This is a genomic window from Amycolatopsis sp. DG1A-15b (genome assembly GCF_030285645.1).
Lineage (GTDB): Bacteria > Actinomycetota > Actinomycetes > Mycobacteriales > Pseudonocardiaceae > Amycolatopsis.
In genome coordinates this window covers 8,494,710-8,516,851 of record NZ_CP127296.1, presented here as the reverse complement: position 1 = coordinate 8,516,851, position 22,142 = coordinate 8,494,710, and the positions used below count along the sequence as shown (strand labels likewise).

Genomic DNA, 22,142 nt, shown 5'->3' with positions numbered 1-22,142 from the left:
GCAGTCGTCAACCATGAGTTGACGATCTCAGGCGAACGGCAGCCCGACGTAGTTCTCCGCCAGGCTGGTCGCCGCCGCGCGTGACGACGTCGTGTAGCGCAACTGCGACAGCTGCAGTTGCCGCGCGAAGCCGTCCGCGTACGGGTCGGTGTGCAGCATCGTCGTCATGAACCAGGAGAAGTGCTCCGCCCGCCAGACCCGGCGCAGGCAGGCGTCCGAGTAGGCCGCGGCGGGCGTCTCGTCACCGCGCAGCAACGCCTCCAGGGCGCGGGCCAGCACCCGGACGTCGGCGATCGCCAGGTTCATGCCCTTCGCGCCGGTCGGCGGCACGATGTGCGCGGCGTCGCCGGCCAGGAACAGGCGCCCGTGCCGCAGCGGCTCGGCGACGAAGCTGCGCATCGGCGTGATGCCCTTGTCGAGGATCGGGCCTTCCCGGAGCGTGAAGTCGCCCTCGACCTCGAGCCGCGCGGTCAGCTCGGCCCAGATCCGGTCGTCGGACCAGGCTTCGAGGGACTCCGCGGGATCGACCTGGAGGTAGAGCCGGGTGATCTCCGGCGTCCGCATGCTGTGCAGTGCGAACCCGCGTTCGTGGTGGGTGTAGATGAGCTCGTGGTGGGACGGCGGGGTCCGGGCCAGGACACCCAGCCACGCGAACGGGTACTCGCGTTCGTACACCGTCAGCGCACTGTCCGGAATGGACGGACGGCAGACACCGTGGAAGCCGTCGCAGCCCGCCACGGCGGCACACTCGATGACCTGCGCACTGCCTTCGCGGTCGCGGTAACGAACCCGCGGCCGCACTGTGTCTACATCGGACAGTTCGACGGCCGAGACCTCGAAGGAAATCGGATATCCACGGGCTTCGTGGGCGTCGATGAGGTCCTTGACGATCTCCTGCTGCCCGTAGACGGTGATCGTCTTCCCGGTCAGCTCGGTGAGGGCGATCCGGTGGTCGGCGCGGTCGAACCGCAGTGACAGCCCTTCGTGCGGCATGCCCTCGGCCGCCAGCCGCTCGCCGAGGCCCAGCGACGTCAGCAGCTCGACGGTCGGCTGCTCGCAGACCCCCGCCCGCACCCGCTTCCGGACGTACTCGCGGTCGCGGGCTTCCAGGACCACGCAGTCGATCCCGGCTTCGTGCAGCAGGAACGACAGCAGCAGCCCGGCCGGGCCGGCGCCGATCACCGCCACCTGCGTGCGCATCACGCCGCTCGCGACTTCAGGTGCGCCTTGAGGTCGAAGGCGCTGGCCTCGAGATCGGCGTACGCGGGCTTCGGCTCGGCGGTGAACAGGCGGCGCGCGGCGATGTGGTCGGCGGGCCGGTTCACCGACTCGACGGCGATGAGGACGTCGTCGCGGAAGGACAGCACGGAGAACTTGCCTTCGGTCCGGTCGCCCGCGACCACCGTCCGGTCGGCGCCCGAGAGGATGCCGGCGATCTGCAGCTTGGCGCCCGCCTGGTCGGTCCAGAACCAGGGCAGGCTGGCGTACGGCGCCGGCGTGCCGGTGATCGCCGCGGCCACGCAACGGGCCTGGTCGACGGCGTTCTGCACCGACTCCAGCCGGGTCTCGGCGCCGGCCTGCACGCACGGGAAGTTGGCGCAGTCGCCGATGGCGAAGATCCGCTCGTCCGCCGTCCGCAGGTGCGCGTCGACGACGACCCCGTTGCGCACCGGCAGCCCGGCGGTCTCGGCGAGCGTGGTCTCGGGCACCACCCCGACGGCGACGACGACCAGGTCGGCGGGCAGCCGGGTGCCGTCGGCCAGCTCGGCTTCGCGGACGCGCTCGTCGCCGTGCAGCGCCGCGACGCCCTGGCCGAGCAGCACCGTGTGCCCCGCGTTGCGGTGCAGGTCGGCGAAGTACGCGGAGATCTCCGGCGTCGCGACGCGGTTGAGCAGGCGGTCCTGCGCCTCGACGATCGTCACCGGGCGCCCGGCGTGCGAGGCGAACTCCAGCCCGATGAACCCACCACCGGCGACGACGACGTCCCCGGCCCGCTCGAGAGACGCCCGGAGCCGGTCGGCGTCGTCGCGGGTGCGCAGCGTCAGCACGCCCGGGAGGTCCGCGCCGGGCACGGGAAGCGTCCGGTTGCGGGCGCCGGTGGCCAGGACCAGGTAGTCGTAGTCCAGTTCGCGGCCGTCTTCGAGCTCGGCCTTCCGCGCCGCCCGATCGACCCGCCCGACCCGGCCGGCGACCAGCTCGATGTCCTTCTCGGCGAAGAAGTCCGCACCACGCAGGTGCAGCTGTTCGAGCCCGGCGGTCCCGGCCAGGTAGGCCTTCGACAGCGGCGGCCGCTGGTACGGCACGCCCGGCTCGTCCCCGACCAGCACGACCCGGCCGTCGAAACCCCGGTCCCGCAGCGAAGCCACGGCCTGGAACCCGCTCTGGCCAGCACCGACGACGAGCACGGTGGTCATTCCTTCTCCTCACCCCATCCGGCAGCCCTCTACCTCATCCGACCACAACCAGCTCAAGCCGTCGAGGAACCACCGGCCGAGCGCACCGCGCGGGGCGCCCCCAGCACCCGCGAAATCCCGCGCGCCGCGGCCCGGACCGCCGGGACCAGCGTCCGCGGGTCCGTCCCCTCCGCCGGGACGACCACCGAGATCGCGGCCACGACCTCGTCCGCGGCGTCGCGGACCGGCGCCGCCACCGACAGCGCGACCAGCTCGACCTGGCCGTCGCTGATCACGTAGCCGTCGCGGCGGACGTCGGCCAGAACCCGCCTCAGCAGCGCCGGCGAAGCGATCGTCTTGGGCGTGAACGTCTTGAGCGGACCGGCCAGGACTTCCTCCTGGGCCTCGGGCGGAGCGTGCGCGAGGAGCACCTGGCCGACACCGGTGGCGTGCGCGGGCAGCCGCCCGCCGACGCGGGTCAGGACGTTGACGGCACCGCGGCCGGAGATGCGCTCGACGTAGACGACCTCGGGCCCGTCGAGCACGGCGAGCTGCACGTTCTGGTGCGTGGCTTCGTAGAGGTCTTCCAGGAACGGCATCGCGCTCTCCCGCAGCTCCGCGCCGTGCGGGGCGAGCGAGGCGACTTCCCAGAGCCACAGCCCGACGCGGTAGGCACCGGTTTCGTCGCGCAGGAGGGCACCGCGCCGGGTGAGCTCGCCGGCGAGCCGGTGCGTGGTCGACAGCGGCAGCCCGGCCCGCCGGCTCAGCTCGGACAGCGTGAGCCGCGGCCGGTCGGCGGTGAAGGCGCCCAGGAGGTCGAGGACGCGATCCACCACCGACGGCGGCCGCTGCGCGCTGTGTCGCATGGGGCCAGTTTTCGCACCGGCGGGACGAGCCGCAACCCGCGGCTAAACCGCCGGCCACGTCGAGGCGTGTGTGCACCGTGCTGTCCGGACCGGGACGGCGCAACGAGGGGAGAACCATGAAGCTCTGGACGAAGTGGGGCATCTCGGTGGCCGCCGCGCTGGGCGCGGCCGCCATCTCGGCGCCGCCGGCTTCGGCCGTGGTAGCGGCCAACCCGTACAGCGCGGCCGAGGCGTGCGCCACCGACTTCGGCGGGTCGTGGTCGCCCGCGTCCGACGGCCACCGCGAGGTGCGGTCCGGCACGGCCAAGTGGGGTGACGTCTACCTGATGTACAACTCCGCGCACGCCAACTGCGTCGCCACCATCAAGTCGGTCGACGTCGGCACGAAGACGTACGTCGATGCCGGAATCCTGGTGCAAGGCGGGACCTGGCACGAAGACAGCGGCCAGTTCGCGTACTACGCGGCCGTCAAGGTGTCGGCGAACAACCAGTGCGTGCAGTACGACGGCTTCGTCGCACACGGTTCGGGCCTGGCGACCGGCGGGCGCCACACCTGGGGAAACTGCGGCTGACCCGACGGGCGCCCCGGGACCACCCCGGGGCGCCTCGCTCTCAGAGGTCGTCGTCCGGCAGCAGCGGGCGCATGAACGAGCGCCGGTACCGGACCACGCAGCCGCTCTCTTCGCGGATCTTGTCGGCCTCGATGAAGTCCGGGTCGACGCCGAACAGCGTCCGGTAGCGCTCGTACGCGGCCAGGCTTTCGAAGCTGAACAGCGCCCGGGCTTCGTCGCTCGCGCCCTCCGACGGCAGGAAGTACCCGTGGTGGATGCCGCCCTCCCGTTGCACGAGACGCATCCATGCCGCGGCGAAGCGTTCGAAGTCGGGCAGCTTCGCGGGGTCGATGACGTAGTCGACGACGCAGGTGATCATCAGTGGCCGCCCCAGACGCGGTCGGCCGTCGACACGATCAGCTCCAGTTTGCGCAGCTGGTCGTCCGGGGTCAGGTCGTTGCCCTCCTCGGTCGAGGAGAAGCCGCACTGCGGTGACAGGCACAGCCGGTCGATGTCGACGTACCGCGCCGCCTCCTCGATCCGCCGCACCAGGACGTCCGGGTCCTCCAGCTCCGGCCGCTTGGTCGTGACCAGGCCGAGCACCACCTTCTTGTCCTTCGGCACGAACCGCAGGGGCTCGAACCCGCCGGAGCGTTCGTCGTCGTACTCGAGGAAGAACCCGTCGACGGCGAGCTCGCCGAACAGCGCCTCGGCGACGAACTCGTAGCTGCCCTCCGCGGCCCACGACGAGCGGAAGTTGCCGCGGCACAGGTGGGTCGTCACGGTCAGGCCCTCGGGACGGCCTTCGAGCGCCGCGTTCATCGTCGCGATGTTGCGCAGGTGCTGGGTGTCCGGGTCGCCGCCCATCCGCGCGACGAGCTCCCGCTGCGCCGGGTCGTTCAGGTAGGCGAGGCTCGTGTCGTCGAGCTGCAGGTACCGGCAGCCGAGGCCGCTCATCGCCGCGACCTGCGCCGAGTACGCCGAGCTCAGGTCGGCGAAGAACTCCTCGAGGTCCGGGTAGACGGTCTCGCTGACCGCGGCCCGGCCGCCGCGGTAGTAGACCATGCTCGGCGACGGGATGGTCAGCTTCGGCGTCACACCCGGGTCCACATGGGACTGCAGGAACCGGAAGTGGTCGGCGAAGATCGGTTCGTCGAGCCGCACCTTGCCGTCGACCTGCAGCCCGGGCGGGCTGAACTCGAGGTCGCCCGCCAGGTTGTGGAACTTGACGTGCAGCCGCTGGTCGCTCTTCGAGATGCCGCCGAGCGCGTAGATGAAGTCCATGTGCCAGGAAGCGCGCCGGAACTCGCCGTCGGTCGCCGAACTCAGCCCGGCGGCCTTCTGCATCTTGATGACGTCGCGGATCGCGTCGTCCTCGACCGCGCGGAGCTGCTCCGCGCCGATCTCGCCGCTTTCGTGCCGCCGTCGTGCGTCGCGCAACACCGGGGGCCGCAGCAGGCTCCCCACGTGATCGGCGCGAAACGGCGGGCCCACCTGGGAAATGCCACCCGAAGTCATGCACCGATGGTCACACATTCCCGGCCTTCGCGCCGCCCCCCGAAACATGATCATCACGGCCGGGACTTGCTACCGTCACCGGCACCGCGTTGGCTGTGACATCGACCAGGTTGCTGTACAGGGGGCGCTCATGACGGAATCCGCGGTCCACCCGGTCGACCAGGGGCTGCCCGCCGGCCGGCTGGCCCTGCTCGGCCTCCAGCACATGTCGATCATGTACGCCGGTTCGGTCGCGGTGCCGCTGATCGTCGGCAGCGCGCTGAAGCTCGACCCGGCGACGATCGGGCTGCTGGTCAACGCCGATCTGCTGGTCGCGGGCATCGCGACGCTCATACAGGCCGTCGGCATCGGGAAACTGCTGGGCATCCGGCTGCCGGTGGTGGCGGGGGCGACGTTCACCGTCGTCAACCCGATGATCCTCATCGCGGCCCAGTACGGCCTGCCCGCGGTCTACGGCGCGATGATCGCGTCCGGCGTGTTCGGGCTGCTCATCGCGAGGCCGTTCGCGAAGCTGATCCGGTTCTTCCCGCCGCTGGTCACCGGGACCCTGCTGCTGGTCATCGGTGTCTCGCTGCTCGGCCCGGGCGCGGCGATGATCGCCGGCCACGACACGACGGCACCGGACTACGCGGCGCCGTCGCACCTCGGGCTGGCGTTCGGCGTGCTCGCGCTGCTCGTGCTCTTCACCCGGGTGCTGCGCGGGTTCGCCAACCAGATCGGGCCGCTGCTCGCGCTGGCCATCGGGCTGGTCGTGGCGATCCCGATGGGACTGGTGCACTGGGACGGCCTGCGCGCGGCCGGCTGGTTCGGGCTCGCGTCGCCGTTCCACTTCGGCGCGCCGACGTTCCCGGTCGCGGCGATCCTGTCGATGTGCGTGGTCATGCTGGTGACGTTCACCGAGTCGACCGCCGACATGATCGCCGTCGGCGAGATCACCGGGCGCCCGCCGACCGACGCCGACCTCGCGCGCGGCCTGGCCACCGACGGCGTCTCGGCGGTGCTCGGCGGGGTGATGAACTCCTTCCCCGACACGGCGTTCGCGCAGAACGTCGGCCTGGTGCGGATGACCGGCGTGCGCAGCCGCTGGGTCGTCGCGGTGACCGGCGGGATCCTGGTGCTGATGGGCCTGGTGCCGAAGGTCGGCGCGTTCATCGCGGCCATCCCGGAACCGGTGGTCGGCGGGGTCGCCGTCGTGATGTTCGCGATGGTCGCCGCGGTCGGCGCCCAGAACCTCCGGACGGTGGAGTTCTCCGGCAACCACAACACCTTCGTCGTCGCGGTGGCCCTCGGTGTGGGCCTGCTGCCGGCGTTCGCGCCGGACATCTTCAAGCACTTCCCGGCCTGGCTGCAGACGATCTGCGGCAGCTCGATCACGGTGGCGGCGGTGCTCGCCTTCGTGCTGAACCTGCTGTTCAACCACCTCGGCCGGCGCTCGGAGCCGGACCTGCTCGACGCGCGTTGAGCAGCCGGTCGACGAGCACGGTACCGGTGCCCGGCTCGACCGGGCGCCGGAACAGCACGCGCAGGTAGAGCGGGGCCAGGACGAAGTCGAGCACCTCGTCGACCGACGGCACCGGCTCTCCCCGCGCCGCGGCCTTGTCGAGGGCGGCCTGCAGGTCGTCACCGCGGGCCTGGAGGTACTCGATCGGCTTCTCGTCCGGCCGCAGGGTGGCGACGAGCGCGCGGAGCAGGATCTGGCCGTGCCGGTCGCGCATCGCGCGTTCGACGCCCTCGGCCCAGCCGAGCAGGTCGCCGCGCAGCGAACCGGTGTCCGGGATCGGGGACGTCGAGCGCAGGCGCGTCACCGCCGCGTCGAGCAGCAGCGCGTCGCGGCTGCCCCAGCGGCGGTAGATGCTGGTCGGGTTCACGCCCGCCCGCTCGGCGATCTTCGGGATCGCCGCGTCGATCTCGCCGGCGGCGAGCAGCTCGACGACGGCGTCGTGCACCGCGTCGCGAACACGGGCGCTACGGCCGCCGGGTCGGGTCATGAGTCCATCCTAAAGCAAAGACTCTTGCTTTAGGGGTCGCTCTATGGCTAGCCTTAAGTCAAATCCATTTGCCTTAAGGAGTCTCCATGGCCCGCAAGATGACCAAGGACGAGCGCGAAGCGTTCCTCGCCGAGCCGCAGGTCGGCGTGCTGAGCGTCGCGGCCGAGCCCGGGCGGGCGCCGCTGACCACGCCGATCTGGTACCGCTACGAGCCGGGTGGCGACGTCGTCGTGATGACCTCACCCGGTCTGCGGAAAGCCCGGCTGATCGAGGCGGCCGGCCGGTTCGCGCTGTGCGTCCAGCAGCAGGACGGCGTCTACAAGTACGTCTCGGTCGAGGGCCCGGTCGTGAAGTCGTGGCCGATGACGAAGGCGGAGCGGCACGAGATGGCGGCCCGCTACCTGCCGCCGGGGGTGAGCGAGGCCTACACCGACGCGACCGACGGGGCCCACGGGAGCAACATCGCGATCGTGATGCGCCCGGAGCGCTGGAACACCTCGGACTTCAGCGACCTCTCGGAGCAGCTGGCCTGATCACCAGCAGATGACCAGGAAGCATGTCGTCGGTCGGGGTGGTGTCGGGGTCGGCGTCGGCGGGCGCCCGGCGGGCGACGTCGGGTTCCCGGTCGGCGGCGGTGTCGTCGAGGCGCCACCGGTGGTCGCGGGTGCGGTGCCGGACGGCGTGGCGGTCGGCGTCGCGGTTCCGGTGCCGACGCCGGCGCCGGTGGTTTCGGTGGCCGGGTTGCGGCCCGGCACCTCGGTGACGGTGCCGCGGTGCTCGTTCGACGCCGTGACGACGTCGCCGCCGGTACCGCCACCGATCCCGCCGTCCGGCGGTGAGTCGGTGGCCTGGTCGGCACCGCCCAGCCCGGTGGTGCGCTGCGGGAAGGGGATGACCTGGATCTGGTCGACCGGGGCGGCGTCCTGGCGCTCCTTGCCGCCGAAGGCGACCAGCGCCGCGGCGGCACCGCAGCCCACGATGACGGCGAGCATCACCGCGACCACGCGCCAGCGTGACTGGCCCGGTCCCGGACGGTCGCCCCAGCCCTCGCGCACGAGCAGCTCGGCGACCGATACCTCGTCGTTCACCCCGACTGACCTTCCCGAGGGCCTTTCGGCCGTCATCGTGGCCGTATTCTTACCGTAAAAGCCCCCCGAACGGGTGAAGGTCCGGCAAAAAATCGTCACGTAACGCAAAGTCTGACGGTGAGTGACATCCACAGCGTTTTCTAAGCTGCCGCTCGTGATACTCCCAGCATGACCACCGAAGCTCAGTCCATGCTGCTGAGAGCCGAACGGCCGGTCCCCTCGATCGCCGTTGCGCGCCCCCGCGGCCCGCGGACGTTGCTCCGGTACGTCCCCAACCCGAAGACCACGCCGTTCACCTGCGGCTACCTGATCGTCCTGCTGGCCACGACCCTGCTGCTCGAGTTCGCCGACCCGGCGGTGACGGCCCGGCTGCTCCAGCTGTCCAGCACCGACGCCCACAACCTGTGGCGGCGCCCGCTGACCTCCCTGCTGAGCAGCGCGATCTGGCTGCCCGGCGAAAACTGGCTCGTCTACGCCCTGATCTTCGCGATCGCCGTCGCGCCGTTGGAACGCCGGTTCGGTGCCCGCCGCACGGCGCTGGTGTTCTTCTCCGGCCACATCGTGGCCACCCTCGTCACCGAACTGCCGGTGATGGCCCTGATCAGCGCGCACGTGCTGCCGAACTCGGCCGGGCACTGGCTCGACATCGGCGTCAGCTACGGCTTCTTCACCACCGCCGGCGCGCTGGTGTTCCTGCTGCCCGGCCGCGCGCGCCTGCTGGCGCTGGCCGCGATGGAGGCGTTCATCGCGGCGATCTGGCTGAGCGACGACCCGACGGCCCTCGACTCGGTCGTCACGCTGCTCGGCCACGCGTTCGCCGCGCACTTCGGGCTGCTGGTCTGCGGACCGTGGCTGCGGGAGCGCATCCGCAGGCCGAGCCCGGATTCCGCCGGGTAGGCAGGGGCCGGAGTCGGTGGTGTAATCGACGAGCCACACGCCGACTTCACCGGGGGACGGACGCACATGCAGGCCGACTCGCTCGCCGAACTGGTCGAGCTGAGTCCGGACGCGATCTGCGTCCACGAGCACGGCGTGCTCACCTACGCCAACCGCGCGGCCCTAGAAACCTTCGCCGCGCGTTCCGCCGACGAGGTCGTCGGCCGCCGGTTCACCGACTTCGTCGCCGAGGAGGCGCGAGCCGTCCTGCAGGAGGAGCTCGCCCGGCTGACGAAGCCGGGGCAAGCCGGCGAGCCCGTCGAAGCGCTGATGTCCCGGCTGGACGGCAGCAAGTTCGCCGTCGAGACGGTGCTGGTGCGCCTCGGGGAATCCACGTACCAGGTCGTCATGCGCGACATCACGGCGAAGAAGGCGGCCGCCGACGCCCTCCGCTACCAGGCCGCGCTGGTGTCGCACGTCAGCGACGCACTGATCGCGACCACCGGCGAGGGCGTCGTGACCAGCTGGAACCCGGCCGCCGAGGCGGTCTACGGCTGGACTGCGGCCGAAGCCGTCGGGCGCCGCGCGAGCGAGCTCGTCGGCGCACCGCTCGACCTGCCGGCCATCCGGCGCGGCGGCGGCGTCGCGGAAGCGGTGCACCGGCGGCGGGACGGCGCTCCCCTGGCGGTCCGCGTCTCGGCAGCTGAGATGAACGACGGCTACGTGCTCGTCTGCGCCGACGAAACCGCGCGGCGGCGGGCCGAGCAGAACTACCGCACGGTTGTCGCGTCGCTCGACGAAGGCGTGCTCGTGATGGGTCCCGGCGGGCTCATCGAAGCGGCGAACCCGGCGGCCTGCCGCATCCTCGGCGTCGCCGAAGCCGACCTGATCGGCGTCCCGTGCCACACGCTGACGCTGTTCACCGAAGCCGGGCAGTGGATCCCGCCGGACGAGATGCCGTCGGTGCTGACGCGGCGGACCGGGGTCACGCACAACGGCCTGGTCGTCCGCCTGCGCCGGCCGGACGGCCGCGACGTCTGGGTGTCGCTGACCTCGCGGCTGCTCGACCCGGACGACCCGGCGGCGATGACCGTGGTCACCTCGTTCACCGACATCACCGAGACCCGCGCGATCAGCGCGCAGCTCGCCTACGACGCCACCCACGACCCCCTGACCCGGCTGGCGAACCGGACCCTGGTGCTCGGCAGGCTCGACGCCCGCGAGCGCGGCACGGTCACCGTGCTGTTCCTCGACCTGGACAAGTTCAAGGTCATCAACGACTCGCTCGGGCACTCGGTCGGTGACCAGGTGCTGCGGATCGTCGGCGAACGCCTGCGCCGCAGCTCGGGTCGCGAAGACCTGGTCGGCCGGCTGGGCGGCGACGAGTTCGTCGTCGTCACCGCCGAGGTCACCGACGCGGGCGAGGTCCGCGCGCTGGCCGAACACCTGCGGGCCACGCTGGCCGAGCCGATCGGCGTCCTCGGCAGGCAGCTGCACCTCGACGCGAGCATCGGTGTCGTGCTCGTCGGCCGCGACGACCGCCGCAGTGCCGAGGACCTGCTGCGCGACGCGGATGTCGCGATGTACCAGGCGAAAGCGCTCGGCCGCGGGCGGCACCACTTCTTCGACGTCGGCCTGCGCGAGCGGATGCAGCGGCGGCTGCGGATGGAGCAGGACCTGCGCTACGCGGTCCACGACGGCCAGCTCTGGCCCGCGTACCAGCCGGTCGTCGACCTGCGGACCGGCAAGATGGTCGCGGTGGAAGCGCTGCTGCGGTGGACGCACCCCCGCCACGGCGCGATTTCGCCGTCGGAATTCATCCCGCTCGCCGAAGAGAGCGACCTGATCAACGTCATCGGCAAGGAGATGCTGCGCGCGACGACCCGCGAGCTCGCCGCGCGGCGGGTCGGCCAGGGCCTGGACCTGACGCTGAAGGTCAACCTCTCCGCCCGCCAGCTCGACGACCCGCACCTGGTGCCCGCGGTCCAGGACGCGCTGGCGGCCACCGGGCTGCCGGCCGGCGCGCTGTGCCTGGAAGTCACCGAAAGCGCGTTGATGCGCGATCAGGAAGCGGCCGCGGAAGTGCTGGCGTCCCTGCGTTCCCTGGGCGTGCTGCTGGCCATCGACGACTTCGGCACTGGTTATTCGTCGCTCGCGCAACTGCGTCGGCTGACTCTGGACACGCTCAAGATCGACCGCTCGTTCATCACCGGGATCGCCGAGTCGCGGGACGCGGAGGCGATCGTCACGAGCATCATCGCGATGGCCCACGCGGTGGACCTGACGGTGATCGCCGAGGGCGTCGAGTCGACGGAGCAGCTGGAGCTGCTCCGCGCGCTCGGCTGCGACCAGGCGCAGGGCTACCACCTCGGCCGCCCGGTCCCGGCGGCCGAGCTGTTCGGTCAGTAGACGTTCTTCAGCCGCTCCAGCTCGTCCGCCGTCAGCTCGATGCCGAGTTCCTTGAGCGTGGCGTCGAGTTCGTCGGGCGCGACGGTGGTGGTTTCGCTGCTGCCGTCGGGTTTTTCGACGGTGAGTTCCCGGCCGAGGAGCTTGCGGCTGACGCCCGGCTCGATCGTCATGATCACCAGGCGCCCGGTGAACGGCGACTTCGGGTGGGTCGACGTGTAGTGGTGGTAGACCTCGTAGTCGATGGGGTGCATCTCGTTGAGGCGGAGTTCGAGGATGTCCTCGTCGCCCTTCTGCAGCGTCCACCAGCCGTCGTTTTCGGTGACGCGGTGCGGCCACCCGGCTTGGTCGACCTCGTGGCCGTCGACGAGCGGCATGGGATCGAGGATCCCGGCGCCGAACCCGACGTCGGCGAGGAACTGCTTGCCGTCGACGTCGACGACGAGCGTCATGTGCGTGTAGGGCCCGGGCCGCCGCGGCTGCACGCGCGCGGAAAGCCGGTGCACGGTGTAGCCGAGCCGCTCGAGGACGGCGGCGAAGAGGCCGCTCTGCTCGTAGCAGTAGCCGCCCCGCCGCCGTCCGACGAGCTTCGCGCTCACGACGTCGAGCGAAATCCCTTGGTGCTGCCCGAGAACGACGTCGACGTTCTCGAACGGGACGGCCCCGACGTGCGCCCGCATGAGTTCGGTGAGCGCGGCTTCGGACGGCGTCCGCCGCGGTTGCCCGACGCGCGTGAGGTAGGCGTCGAGATCGACGGCGCCGATGCCCCATTCCCCTTCAGTGGTCATGGGTTCATGGTGAACCCTCGACCGCACTGGAGGTCAACTTTCGTGGACGACCGGCCGCACCTCGACGGCGGTGTACTGGGCATCCGGGATCTTCGCCGCCAGCTCGACGGCCCGCGCTTCGCTCTCCACGTCGACGACGTAGTAGCCGCAGAGAAAGGCGTCGGACTCGACGAAGCCACCGGTTTTGGTGTGCGCCACGCCGTCTTTGACCTGGACGGTCTTGGTCTCACCGGGTTCGGCGAGCGCCTTGGTCTCGACCATTTCCCCGGACTCGGTGATGAGCTGGATGAAGGCCCCGTGCCCTTCGTAGACGGCGTTCTTCTGGTCGTCGCCGAGGGTGCTCCAGAGGGCGGGGTTCATGTGGAGGGTAAGGAGGTAACGCATGTCCGGCTCCCCGTGTCGGGCGGCGGCCCCTGGTGGGCTGCCTTCGCCGGTGGGTCGAGGCTGTCGCCGCGGTCCGGACACGGGCTTCAGCGGTTCACTCGTTCGGCCCAACCGACTCGCCGCTTCCCTCAGCTGCGGCTGACGACGAGGTACCGCTCGTCCTCGATCTCGGCGCCCCACAGCGCCGGATCGGTCAGCTGCCGCACGGCCGCTTCCTCCCGGTGCGCGCACACCAGCTCCCGGCACTCGGCCGCGGTGAGCCCGGCGCCGGTGGACCACCGGCCTTCGACGAGGAGCAGCAGGCCACCCGGTTTCAGCAGCCGCACCCAGCGCCCGACAGCGGCGGCCGGGTCCGCCATGGCCCACAGCACGTGCCGCACCAGGACGACGTCGCAGGAGTGGTCCACACAGGGCGGATCGGCCGCATCACCCTGCCGCAGCTCGACCCGGACGCCCGCGGTCTTCGCTCTGGCTTCGTCGAGCATCCGCTCGGAGAGGTCCACGCCACAGACGTCGTGCCCGGCCTCGGCGAGGAGCAGGGTGAGACTGCCGGTCCCACACCCGAGATCGGCAACAACGGCGGGCGCCGGCGGCAGCAGCGGAAGGAGCAGCCCCGCCCAGGCGGCGCGGACCACGGGATCCCGCAGGCCGTGGTCGGGCTGTTCGTCGAAGGTGGCCGCTTCGGCGTCCCAGACGTTCTGCGCCATGGGGCCATGATGCCCGGCGGCACCGACATTTCCGCTGGACCAACGCCGGGGCGAGACGGGCCAACGACAAAACAGCCCCCGCCAAGTTCGGTGGGGGCTGTTTTTGGCTGATCAGAACGGTGGCCAGGGCCGGGGTCGAACCGGCGCCGGCGCGGAGCCAGCCAACGCCGTCGACGTGGATGCTTGCGGCCAGCTCGCCGATCACCCCGCAGGGGCGGTGGAGGCCGCCGACCTGCGTTCGCCACATCTAGCGGGACCGGCATGCAGTCAGCGCCTCTGCCACGTCCGCAGACAGCAAGCAGATGAAGGTGAAGTCCGCATATTTTGATCTCACGGCCCAGTGCGCACGAAAAAATCGTAGGTAAGCCCAGACGGAAGTGCAGATAACGCACGCGAACACACCCGTGCATTAAATTACAACCAATGGACTATTGGGCGGTGTGATCTTTTGGCGTACCGTCGATCCACAGGGAGGGGGATCTGATCCGTTGGCGACACCAAACGCCATCTCACTTTGCCAATCAGTGGGTCGCTCGCGTTCGAGAACAACGAGCACACTTTACCATCGACCTTAAATCCGAACATTTTCGTTGGTGAACACTGGAGGTGTTATCAGAATGTCACGGCCATCCGGCCTTCTACTTAAGGGACTCGCAGTAGCGGCCAGCTGCGTCATGGGACTCACTTTGTTCGCCGATGCTTCCTTCGCTTCGAATCGTGGGGGCAGCGGCAGTGCGCAGCCACACCTGGTCAAGAGAACAGCGGAGTCGCACATCAGACCCAGCATTATCGAGCAGCTGAACAAGACCCAAGTCTCGAACGGACACAAGACGGCATCCCTGGCCGACATCAACCCGTCGTGCTCCGGGCAGTGGATTGACCTCGATCTGCAAGTCGAGTGGTACTACCACGACGAAACACTTCTCACAGAAGCGTCAGACGCGGACTGGCACGGGTACGTGCAGTGCTATGACGTATCCTATGTCAGCACGAGTTCCGACCTCCTCTTCCGGAACGTTAGTGTCCAAAATGGAACAGAGGGCATTTGCGGCACCCCGGATGGAATCGGCACACAATGCGGATACTCGCCTACATTTAATACATACTACTGCGCAGGTATCGGAAACTGCAACGGCTCATATATTGTACGACTGGGTGCAACGATCAACCTGCCGCCGGGATGGAACTGGAACACGGTGCCAGATTTCTGTAGCACCGTTTCAGTTCGGTCCATGATCTGCGCGATCGACACTGCTCCGGTGGTTATCGTGCCATACATCAACTAGGCTGTTCAGCTCGCACTGGACGTCGAGATACGTGGGGCTGGCGTTTCTGCCCAGCCCCACATATCTAGAGGCCAGGTTCAGGGTCGTCGCTGCGAACCGGAGGCACCGGACGTCGGGGCTCACGTATTCCTGCACTGCCCGGCCCATGATCAAACCACACGGTCACGGTCCCACCGGCCGGTAACCATTCACCCGCCGAAGGCGCCTGACCGGCAATTCGCCCGCCGAGCCACCCACCGGTTTCGTCGGCTTGAGCTCCGGGCCCCGTCAATCCCAGATTGTCCATCGCAACTAGTCGACGCGCTTCCCACGGGTACATCCCCACGATGTCTGGCACGCGAACCTCAGGCTCGACAGCTCCGCCCCGCCGCAGCCCGACTCGTCGTCCCCGGGACCCCATACGCCCATGATAACCCCGACGCGGTCGAAGGTTGCCAGATTCACGCAGGGTGGAATCCATCCGTTTCACCTCGGCCGCAGGGCCCTGACCTGCACGTCCGCAGGCACTCATGAACCCGGGGCTTGATACGCACATGCCAGTTGCCCGACCGGGGCAAGACCGGGGACACCCTCTGGGTCATCCCGCTGCGGGAGAGCACGCCGGAGGGCATCGTCCGGCAGCTCGAAGGCCGCGTCGGCGGCTGCTCCGCCCCGTGAGCAACCACCGGCTCCCGCGCAGCTGGCACCCCGGCGCCTGCGGCACGGCGTTACGTCGTGCCGCAGGCGCCACTGGAGGAGATCCGAGCTGTCGACGTCCGGGGTTAGTAGCCCTGGCGCCACAGCCATCCCGAAACCCTTTCGATCTCCGCGTCGCCAGGAAAGTGGAACTCGCCGAAGTCCGTGGCAGCGTCCATCGTCAGCTCGACGAAGCTGCGTTCGCCTTGTTCTCTTCGCGGCCGGAGATCTTGGCCATAAGCTCCGCGCACTCGGCCCGAGCATCTCCTCCCCTTGTCCGTCTCATACACGAACTTCTTGACCTCGTCCCACAGCGACAGCCGGCCAGGTCTTCGAGTGCGGCGCGAAGTACCACAAGATAAAGTCCTGTCCCGAGGACTCAAACTGCACCACCGGAAGCCGTACCCGCCGGACTGCGTGAGCCACGCCCGATGGTGCCCGCAGCGGCACGGCGGCGGCCTGGTCGAGGTCGACGTGAAGTTGTCGGCCGGCCGCCGGGGCATCGTGCCGCCGGACCGGCTCTACGACCTGCTGATGACGCACGAGGAGCGGCAGGGCAAGGAGCGGGAGCACGCCGGGTCCGAGTGGCACGGGGGCGAGTGGATGTTCACCCAGCCGAACGGGAAGCCGCTCGGCCCGCGCCGGGACCTGGACGAGCGGAAGGCGAGTTCATGGGCTGGTCGGACAGCACCATGGCGAAGCGGTACCAGCACATGACCGGCGGTCTCCGCGGGGACATCGCGGACCAGCTGAACGAGTTCCTGTGGAAGCCCGAACGCAAGGCCAAGGGCAAGCGCCGGAAGGGGCGCAAGAAGGGCGATTGAGACGGAGACTGAGACGGAGCGCAAACGAAACAGCCCCCGCCGGGTTCGGTGGGGGCTGTTTGGGCTGATCAGAACGGTGGCCAGGGCCGGGGTCGAACCGGCGACCTTCCGCTTTTCAGGCGGACGCTCGTACCAACTGAGCTACCTGGCCGGGAACGCCGGCAAGGAGCCGAACGATCTTGCGACCCTGACGGGACTCGAACCCGCGACCTTCGCCGTGACAGGGCGACGCGCTAACCAACTGCGCCACAGGGCCTTGCGCTACTACATTTACTACAGTACTGCGTACTCCCAACGGGATTCGAACCCGCGTTGCCGCCTTGAAAGGGCGGAGTCCTAGGCCGCTGAACGATGGGAGCCCGGTCGGTTTCGGGTGACCGACCGACCGCGCTCTCAGGTTCCCCTGGGAGCGATTACAAGCATAGGGCACGCCGCCACCCCTTTGCACAGGGGGTTCCTTAAGCCTCCAGCGAGGCTCAGACCTGCGCAAACTCCGCCAGTTCCGCCAGGCGGCGAGCGAGCTCGGCCTGCTCGGGCTCGGACAGCGCCGACGCCAGCAGCTCGCCGATCCGGTCGTCGGTCAGGGCCTCGGCCCGGCGCCAGCGGTCGCGCAGGTCCGGCTTGCGCTCCGCCGAAGCGACCAGCTCGTCAGCCGCGTCCTCGGGCCACGCCGTGCGCAGCAGGCGCTCGCGACCGCCCTCGGGATCCGCGATCACCGCTTCCGGGACCGACAGGCCCCACGCGCGCAGGGCCGCGAAGTGAAGACCCCCACGCAGCTCGCGGAAGACCATCAGCGCGAAGCCGAGACGCTCGACGTCACCCTCGGGACGCTCGGCGTTCTTCCACCCCGCGAAGAGCGCCAGCCCGCTTGCGTCCGCGGCGTCGACGACGCGGAACACGAGCTCCGCCAAGCGGCCGGGCTCCGGTACGGCCGAAAGGCTGACGCGTGACCACCGAGCCGATGACTCCGCGTAGGCGCGAACCGCGGCAGGCGCGTCGAGGGCCGCCGTCGCCGGCGGCAGGACGAACTCGAACAGCCAGTGCGGGAAGATGCCGAACAGCTCCGCGGCCACCTTCGGCGGGACGTCGCCGAGCACCGCCGACCGTCCGCGGACGTACAGCGAACGCGGCGGCAGGCCCACCTCCGCCTCGACCGCGGCCAGCTCCGGCGACGTCATGAACTTCCCGCCCAGCACCTGCACCACCGGCCGGATCCGGTTTGCCAGCCCCGCCACACCCTCGGTCGTCGTCATGTCCACCCCTTTCGACCCAGCAACCGTAACACTGTTACGAAACGGGCGTCAAACAGCGGCCCACAACTGGGCAATCACTTGCCGGAAAGCAGCACAACCAGCGGAGATATCACCGGACGGGCCCAGCAGAACACACCGGACCCACCCGCCACCACACCCTCAACGCTGAACCGGCGCCTGCCCGTCCTCATCCAGGTTCAAGCCCAGCATCTCCAGCAACTGAACACAGTCCTCGACCCCCAGCGCACCGTGCGCCACCGCCAGCCGAGCCCGCCGGACCTGATCATCCGACACCCGCTGCGCATCCGCCGCCCCACTCCGCTGCGCCGGCAACGCCCCGGCAAACGGCGCACTCCCCCCATCGGCACCTTCGTACCGAAGGAGGAACTGCCGCACTTCAACAGACCCGCTCATAGCCCCTCCACACGGCTCACAACAACTTGGCCGCGAGGCTAACCAGCGCCGGCCACCACACACAGCCCCCCGGAGAGTGAACCTGAGGCCACACTCCGCTCAACGCAGCGCAATCGGCAACCTCGAAGAAGAACCCCACCCGAACGAACGTCACCCCCGCAGCAAAGTGACACCACACGGGGAAATTTCCCGCTCTCCACTCGCCCAACCACCCAACTCGTGCAACAATCGAAGTGCTGACACACCCCCGGTCAGCGCCTGTGGAGATCCCCTCCGACCCCCGCGTTCCTCCCCCTGGCGCGGGGGTCCTCCATTTCCTGGCCCGCTTCGGGCTTCGCCCTTCGCCTGGGCCAACATTTCGGTGCGCTGACCCGGGGGGCCGAGCCCCCCGGACCCCCCACGGTGCCTCGCGCTCCGCTTCCAGCGTGGTCCGTTGTGCGCCTCGGGCGCTGGGCGCCCTGGCGATCTGCCGCCGTTTGTGCGGAAAGGTTGGGGACTGTGCGTGATCGACTCGCTGGGTTAGGTGGGGGTTGCTTTGTGTTGTTGGGTATTGGTCTGAATGGGTGGGGATTGGGCTGAATGGGGAATACTGGGGGCGTGTTGTAGCTCACAGTGGTTTGTGTGGCGAGATGCAAACGTTATCGTGGCGTTGTGCCTCTTCCCTCCCTTGGCCGCTTGAGCAGCCGCACGAACCTGAAAGCCGCCGCGTCTTCCGGGCGTCATCGTGGTGCCGCGAAGCCTGCGGACGACGGTGCCGTCGAGGACACCGAGCTCACCTCGTACCTCGCCGCGCTCGCTCCGGAGAACGATCTGGAGAGCACCGGGTCCGGCAAGCGGTTCGGTGAAGCTCAGGTCATCCAGCTGCGCATGAGCCTCGTGGCCAACCAGCAGCTCAAGGACATCGCCGCCGAGCGGGAGATCTCGCCGCAGGCGCTCGCCCAGGAATGGATCCTCGAGCGGCTCAACTGGGAGGGGCAGGCCTCTTCCCTGCAGGACCAGCGGCAGCAGGCCGGTGCCGTCGAGGTCAGCGACCTCACCGACGAGTTCCACTTCCCCGCCGACGCCTTCGACGCGCCGGCCGTCGCCCGGCACTGAGCCGGCGCACCACGCAGACCTCATGAGAAAGGGCCCCCGGCACAACTGCCGGGGGCCCTTCACTCAGGCCTTAAGACGCGCAAAGGGCCTGTGAGGCTTGTTCAGCCTCAGTTTCAGATCGCGCGGACCTTCTGGGCCTGCGGACCCTTCTGGCCCTGGCCGACCTCGAACTCCACTCGCTGGTTCTCCTCGAGGGTGCGGAAGCCGCGGCCCTCGATCTCCGAGTAGTGAACGAACACGTCGCCTTCGCCGCCGTCCTGCGCGATGAAGCCGAAGCCCTTCTCCGCGTTGAACCACTTCACAGTGCCTTGCGCCACCGCTGTACTCCTCGTTACACAGATCCGCTTCGAATGCCACCGAAGCGGCACCCCGACCGTCCCGGGCGGTTCCAACGAGACGAGTCAAGAGCGGGTCGGCTCCATGGCTCGCGTCAGAAGTTCCGCGAGTGTGAAGCCACGAACACGCAAAACGACGGCCTGAGAGCAGACTACCGGGATCTGGCCAAAGTTGAACCCCGTGATCGAGGCGAAAACCGGCTGTGCGCACCAAGGTCACCGGAACGTCGTAGGGCTCCCGCCCCGTTCTGTCGGACCCACCGGCTAGTCTGGCGCCGCACTGCGACACCGTGATCACCGGATACGGCTCGGAGTCGGCCGTGCCCCCTCAGTGAAAGCTTCTGCCGACCAATGTGACGCTCGTCACATCAATGTTGCTCAACGTACACGGTCCGCGGGGCGTCTCGAAGAGGGGAAGCACCAAAGGGGCAAAAAGGGGATGGGTGTGACGGTGAGGAATTCCACGCGGCGCCGCGGCGCTGCCGTGGCCTTGGGCTTGGTCGCCGTGCTGACGCTGGGGGCGTGCAGCAGCGAACCGACGGTCTCGGCGAGCGGGACGTCGGGCGGGGGCCCGACGAGCTCGCCGGCACCCACCGCGCAGCCCGCAAAGCTGACGGTGACGCCGGCGGGCGGCGCCCAGGACGTCGCGCCCGGCGAACCGGTCGTCGTCCAGGTCGCCGACGGCACGATCACGTCGGTCACGCTGACCAACCCGGACGGCAAGCAGGTCCAGGGGCAGGCGTCGGCGGACAAGAAGAGCTGGACCACCACCGAACAGCTCGGCTACAGCAAGACCTACACCTGGTCCGGCCAGGCACAGGGCGCCGACGGCAAGAACGTGCCCATCGCCGGCGCGTTCACCACGGTCAAGCCGAAGCGCCAGCTGGCGGCCAGCCTGAACGTCGGTGACGGCCAGACGTACGGCATCGCGATGCCGATCGCCCTGACCTTCCCCAGCCGCGTCACCGACAAGGCCTCCGTCGAGAAGGCGCTGTCGGTCGAGACCACGCCGAAGACCGAGGGCTCGTGGGGCTGGATGGAAGGCGACACCTCGGTGCACTGGCGGCCGAAGGAGTACTTCAAGCCCGGCACGCAGGTGAAGGTCAACGCCAAGATCTACGGCGTCAAGATCGGTGACGGCGTGTACGGCAAGCAGGACGTCTCGGCCAGCTTCGCCATCGGGCGCTCGCAGATCGTCAAGGGCAACACCACGCAGCACACCATGCAGGTGATCCGCGACGGCCAGCAGATCGCCGACTACCCGGTGAGCTACGGCCTCGACTCCGACCCCGGCCGCGTCACCCACAGCGGCGTGCACGTCGTCATGGGCAAGCAGGCCACGTACGCGATGAGCAACCCGAAGTACCACTACGAGAACGTCGTGGTGCCGTGGGCGGTCCGGATCTCCAACAACGGCGAGTTCATCCACGGCCTGGCCGCGTCGGTCTGGGCGCAGGGCAAGAAGAACGTCTCGCACGGCTGCCTGAACCTGTCGCCCGCGCGCGCCAAGGAGTACTACGACGGCGTGCTCCCCGGCGACCCGGTCGAGATCACCGGCAGCACGCAGACGCTGACCGCGAAGGACGGCGACTACAGCGACTGGACCTACGACTGGGCGAGCTGGCAGAAGCTGTCGGCGCTGGCCCGCTGAACCACCGAGGAGGACCGGGCGGCCGGGAAGTCCACTGCGGGCTTCCCGGCCGTTCGTGTTTTCCGCCGAAACCCGCGAAATCCGATGCAACCCCGGTGATCACCCGCCGCATGACTAAGGGCAGAGGCGCAGCGATCCCCTGCCGCGCCACGAGAATGAGGAGCTGTCTTGCGTATCCGCATCGCCCTGACCCTCGGCGCGCTCGTGCTCGCCGGTGGCGCCCTGACCGGTGGCATCGCGCTGGCTTCGGAGGCGCAGGCGCCGGTCGCCCCGACCACGACCCAGGCGACCCGGCCGGGCGAGCCGACCGTGGCGCCGGCTCCGACCAGCAGCCGTCCCCGCCCCCAGGCGCCGAGCGCCGTTCCCGTGCCGCGCGAGACGACGCGCCCCGCCCGCACGGGCCCGGCTCCGCGCGTCCCCCGCGCCGTCCCGGCCGGGCCGACCGGTGACCTGCACCTGCCGGCCGTGTGGGAGACCCGGTAACCAGGTGATCTCCCGCTCCCGTCCGTCGACCGGGCCGGGCTCGCCGTGGGACGGCGAGTTCGCCCGGTACTTCGGCGAGCGCGCGCACAGCCTGCGATCGACCGCCTTCCTGCTCTGCGGGGACTGGCACCAGGCCGAAGACCTCACGCAGGCCGCGCTGCTCAAGATCTACCTCGCCTGGCCGAGGCTGTCGCGGCACGACGCGCTGGACGCCTACGCGCGCAAGGTCGTCCTGCGCACGTTCCTCGCCGAGCACCGGCGCAGCAGGTGGAAACGGGAGCGGCTCACCGACACCCCGCCGGAGCTGCCGGCGGAACCCGCGAGCGACCAGGACATGCTGGTCCGGCAGGCACTGGCCGTCCTGGCCCCCAAGCAGCGCGCCGTGCTGGTGCTGCGGTACTTCGAAGACCTGAGCGTCGAAGAGACGGCTCAGGCGCTCGGCTGCAGCACCGGCACGGTGAAGAGCCAGGCCTCCCGCGGCCTGGCCACGCTGCGAAAGCGGCTCGGCCCGCACTACGGTGCGCTGACCTTCAGCGCACCCACGGAGGGGAGGTGACGAAC

24 protein-coding genes and 3 tRNA genes are annotated in these 22,142 nt (G+C 69.5%); 10 read left to right on the top strand and 17 right to left on the bottom strand.

Translation table 11 applies throughout. From position 1 onward, the window contains the following. Window positions 1-27: 27 nt before the first annotated feature. Genes QRY02_RS39540 through QRY02_RS39530 form a run of 3 tightly spaced genes read right to left on the bottom strand, consistent with a single transcriptional unit; the run spans window position 28 to window position 3,259 of the window. Complete coding sequence (locus tag QRY02_RS39540; RefSeq protein ID WP_502874162.1) at window positions 28-1,200, bottom strand: 4-hydroxybenzoate 3-monooxygenase; 1,173 nt, start codon at window positions 1,198-1,200, stop codon at window positions 28-30. Beyond that, window positions 1,200-2,414, bottom strand: coding sequence for an NAD(P)/FAD-dependent oxidoreductase (locus QRY02_RS39535; RefSeq protein ID WP_285987839.1), 1,215 nt, complete (start codon window positions 2,412-2,414; stop codon window positions 1,200-1,202). The genes QRY02_RS39540 and QRY02_RS39535 overlap by 1 nt, the downstream gene beginning before the upstream one ends. Before the next feature lie 53 nt (window positions 2,415-2,467). Then, complete coding sequence (locus QRY02_RS39530) at window positions 2,468-3,259, bottom strand: IclR family transcriptional regulator (protein WP_285987838.1); 792 nt, start codon at window positions 3,257-3,259, stop codon at window positions 2,468-2,470. Between the two features lie 116 nt (window positions 3,260-3,375). Here QRY02_RS39530 and QRY02_RS39525 point away from each other — a divergent pair, with 116 nt between their 5' ends. Further along, window positions 3,376-3,831, top strand: coding sequence for a hypothetical protein (locus tag QRY02_RS39525; protein ID WP_285987837.1), 456 nt, complete (start codon window positions 3,376-3,378; stop codon window positions 3,829-3,831). A gap of 40 nt (window positions 3,832-3,871) precedes the next feature. On the opposite strand, the gene QRY02_RS39520 is transcribed toward QRY02_RS39525, so the two are convergent. Next, the gene (locus QRY02_RS39520; protein WP_285987836.1) at window positions 3,872-4,189 is read right to left on the bottom strand and encodes an NIPSNAP family protein; all 318 of its coding nucleotides are present in this window, start codon (window positions 4,187-4,189) and stop codon (window positions 3,872-3,874) included. Continuing rightward, window positions 4,189-5,328, bottom strand: coding sequence for a 5-methyltetrahydropteroyltriglutamate--homocysteine S-methyltransferase (locus QRY02_RS39515; protein WP_285987835.1), 1,140 nt, complete (start codon window positions 5,326-5,328; stop codon window positions 4,189-4,191). The genes QRY02_RS39520 and QRY02_RS39515 overlap by 1 nt, the downstream gene beginning before the upstream one ends. A 130-nt stretch (window positions 5,329-5,458) precedes the next feature. Here QRY02_RS39515 and QRY02_RS39510 point away from each other — a divergent pair, with 130 nt between their 5' ends. Then, window positions 5,459-6,790 (top strand): nucleobase:cation symporter-2 family protein, encoded by a 1,332-nt coding sequence (locus QRY02_RS39510; protein WP_285987834.1) that lies wholly within the window; start codon window positions 5,459-5,461, stop codon window positions 6,788-6,790. Here QRY02_RS39510 and QRY02_RS39505 read toward each other — a convergent pair. After that, window positions 6,741-7,316, bottom strand: a complete 576-nt coding sequence (locus QRY02_RS39505) for a TetR/AcrR family transcriptional regulator (RefSeq protein ID WP_285987833.1) — start codon at window positions 7,314-7,316, stop codon at window positions 6,741-6,743. The two genes, QRY02_RS39510 and QRY02_RS39505, sit on opposite strands and share 50 nt — an antisense overlap. 86 nt (window positions 7,317-7,402) lie before the next feature. On the opposite strand from QRY02_RS39505, the gene QRY02_RS39500 reads away from it, so the two are divergent. Further along, complete coding sequence (locus tag QRY02_RS39500) at window positions 7,403-7,849, top strand: pyridoxamine 5'-phosphate oxidase family protein (RefSeq protein WP_285987832.1); 447 nt, start codon at window positions 7,403-7,405, stop codon at window positions 7,847-7,849. Here QRY02_RS39500 and QRY02_RS39495 read toward each other — a convergent pair whose 3' ends face one another. After that, window positions 7,850-8,404, bottom strand: a complete 555-nt coding sequence (locus tag QRY02_RS39495; RefSeq protein ID WP_285987831.1) for a hypothetical protein — start codon at window positions 8,402-8,404, stop codon at window positions 7,850-7,852. It abuts the gene before it with no gap. Between the two features lie 168 nt (window positions 8,405-8,572). On the opposite strand from QRY02_RS39495, the gene QRY02_RS39490 reads away from it, so the two are divergent. Both QRY02_RS39490 and QRY02_RS39485 read left to right on the top strand, forming a co-directional pair. Then, window positions 8,573-9,301, top strand: coding sequence for a rhomboid-like protein (locus QRY02_RS39490; protein WP_285987830.1), 729 nt, complete (start codon window positions 8,573-8,575; stop codon window positions 9,299-9,301). A gap of 66 nt (window positions 9,302-9,367) precedes the next feature. Then, window positions 9,368-11,689 (top strand): sensor domain-containing protein, encoded by a 2,322-nt coding sequence (locus tag QRY02_RS39485; protein WP_285987829.1) that lies wholly within the window; start codon window positions 9,368-9,370, stop codon window positions 11,687-11,689. Here the strand turns inward: QRY02_RS39485 and QRY02_RS39480 are convergent. The 4 genes from QRY02_RS39480 to QRY02_RS48995 form a co-directional block, all read right to left on the bottom strand. After that, window positions 11,683-12,474 carry an arylamine N-acetyltransferase family protein gene (locus QRY02_RS39480; RefSeq protein ID WP_285987828.1) on the bottom strand — a complete coding sequence of 264 codons (792 nt, stop codon included), beginning with the start codon at window positions 12,472-12,474 and terminating at the stop codon, window positions 11,683-11,685. The genes QRY02_RS39485 and QRY02_RS39480 overlap by 7 nt on opposite strands. Before the next feature lie 33 nt (window positions 12,475-12,507). Further along, window positions 12,508-12,858 carry a YciI family protein gene (locus tag QRY02_RS39475; protein WP_285987827.1) on the bottom strand — a complete coding sequence of 117 codons (351 nt, stop codon included), beginning with the start codon at window positions 12,856-12,858 and terminating at the stop codon, window positions 12,508-12,510. 128 nt (window positions 12,859-12,986) lie between these two features. Further along, window positions 12,987-13,565: a class I SAM-dependent methyltransferase gene (locus QRY02_RS39470; protein WP_285987826.1), complete on the bottom strand. Its 579-nt coding sequence runs from the start codon at window positions 13,563-13,565 to the stop codon at window positions 12,987-12,989. 1,350 nt (window positions 13,566-14,915) lie between these two features. Continuing rightward, the gene (locus QRY02_RS48995) at window positions 14,916-15,251 is read right to left on the bottom strand and encodes a PASTA domain-containing protein (protein WP_502874298.1); all 336 of its coding nucleotides are present in this window, start codon (window positions 15,249-15,251) and stop codon (window positions 14,916-14,918) included. A gap of 692 nt (window positions 15,252-15,943) precedes the next feature. On the opposite strand from QRY02_RS48995, the gene QRY02_RS39465 reads away from it, so the two are divergent. Beyond that, window positions 15,944-16,243, top strand: coding sequence for a hypothetical protein (locus tag QRY02_RS39465; protein ID WP_285987825.1), 300 nt, complete (start codon window positions 15,944-15,946; stop codon window positions 16,241-16,243). A gap of 184 nt (window positions 16,244-16,427) precedes the next feature. Here QRY02_RS39465 and QRY02_RS39460 read toward each other — a convergent pair. From QRY02_RS39460 to QRY02_RS39440, 5 genes are all read right to left on the bottom strand, one after another. After that, a tRNA-Phe gene (locus QRY02_RS39460) sits at window positions 16,428-16,501 on the bottom strand. Window positions 16,502-16,532: 31 nt separating this feature from the next. After that, window positions 16,533-16,606, bottom strand: a tRNA-Asp gene (locus tag QRY02_RS39455). Window positions 16,607-16,636: 30 nt separating this feature from the next. Further along, window positions 16,637-16,709 (bottom strand) — tRNA-Glu (locus QRY02_RS39450). A 117-nt stretch (window positions 16,710-16,826) separates the two neighbouring features. After that, window positions 16,827-17,603, bottom strand: a complete 777-nt coding sequence (locus tag QRY02_RS39445) for an SCO6745 family protein (protein ID WP_285987824.1) — start codon at window positions 17,601-17,603, stop codon at window positions 16,827-16,829. Between the two features lie 159 nt (window positions 17,604-17,762). Beyond that, window positions 17,763-18,017: a hypothetical protein gene (locus QRY02_RS39440; protein WP_003097372.1), complete on the bottom strand. Its 255-nt coding sequence runs from the start codon at window positions 18,015-18,017 to the stop codon at window positions 17,763-17,765. A gap of 651 nt (window positions 18,018-18,668) precedes the next feature. On the opposite strand from QRY02_RS39440, the gene QRY02_RS39435 reads away from it, so the two are divergent. Beyond that, window positions 18,669-19,112 carry a hypothetical protein gene (locus QRY02_RS39435; RefSeq protein ID WP_285987823.1) on the top strand — a complete coding sequence of 148 codons (444 nt, stop codon included), beginning with the start codon at window positions 18,669-18,671 and terminating at the stop codon, window positions 19,110-19,112. 113 nt (window positions 19,113-19,225) lie between these two features. On the opposite strand, the gene QRY02_RS39430 is transcribed toward QRY02_RS39435, so the two are convergent. Continuing rightward, on the bottom strand, window positions 19,226-19,429 hold the full coding sequence (locus QRY02_RS39430; protein WP_003097368.1) for a cold-shock protein: 204 nt from the start codon (window positions 19,427-19,429) through the stop codon (window positions 19,226-19,228). 457 nt (window positions 19,430-19,886) lie between these two features. Here QRY02_RS39430 and QRY02_RS39425 point away from each other — a divergent pair, with 457 nt between their 5' ends. The 3 genes from QRY02_RS39425 (at window position 19,887) to QRY02_RS39415 (ending at window position 22,137) form a co-directional block, all read left to right on the top strand. Beyond that, window positions 19,887-21,098 (top strand): L,D-transpeptidase, encoded by a 1,212-nt coding sequence (locus tag QRY02_RS39425; RefSeq protein ID WP_285987822.1) that lies wholly within the window; start codon window positions 19,887-19,889, stop codon window positions 21,096-21,098. A 168-nt stretch (window positions 21,099-21,266) separates the two neighbouring features. Continuing rightward, window positions 21,267-21,581, top strand: a complete 315-nt coding sequence (locus tag QRY02_RS39420) for a hypothetical protein (protein WP_285987821.1) — start codon at window positions 21,267-21,269, stop codon at window positions 21,579-21,581. 4 nt (window positions 21,582-21,585) lie between these two features. Continuing rightward, window positions 21,586-22,137, top strand: a complete 552-nt coding sequence (locus QRY02_RS39415; protein ID WP_285987820.1) for a SigE family RNA polymerase sigma factor — start codon at window positions 21,586-21,588, stop codon at window positions 22,135-22,137. The last annotated feature ends 5 nt before the right edge of the window (window positions 22,138-22,142 follow it).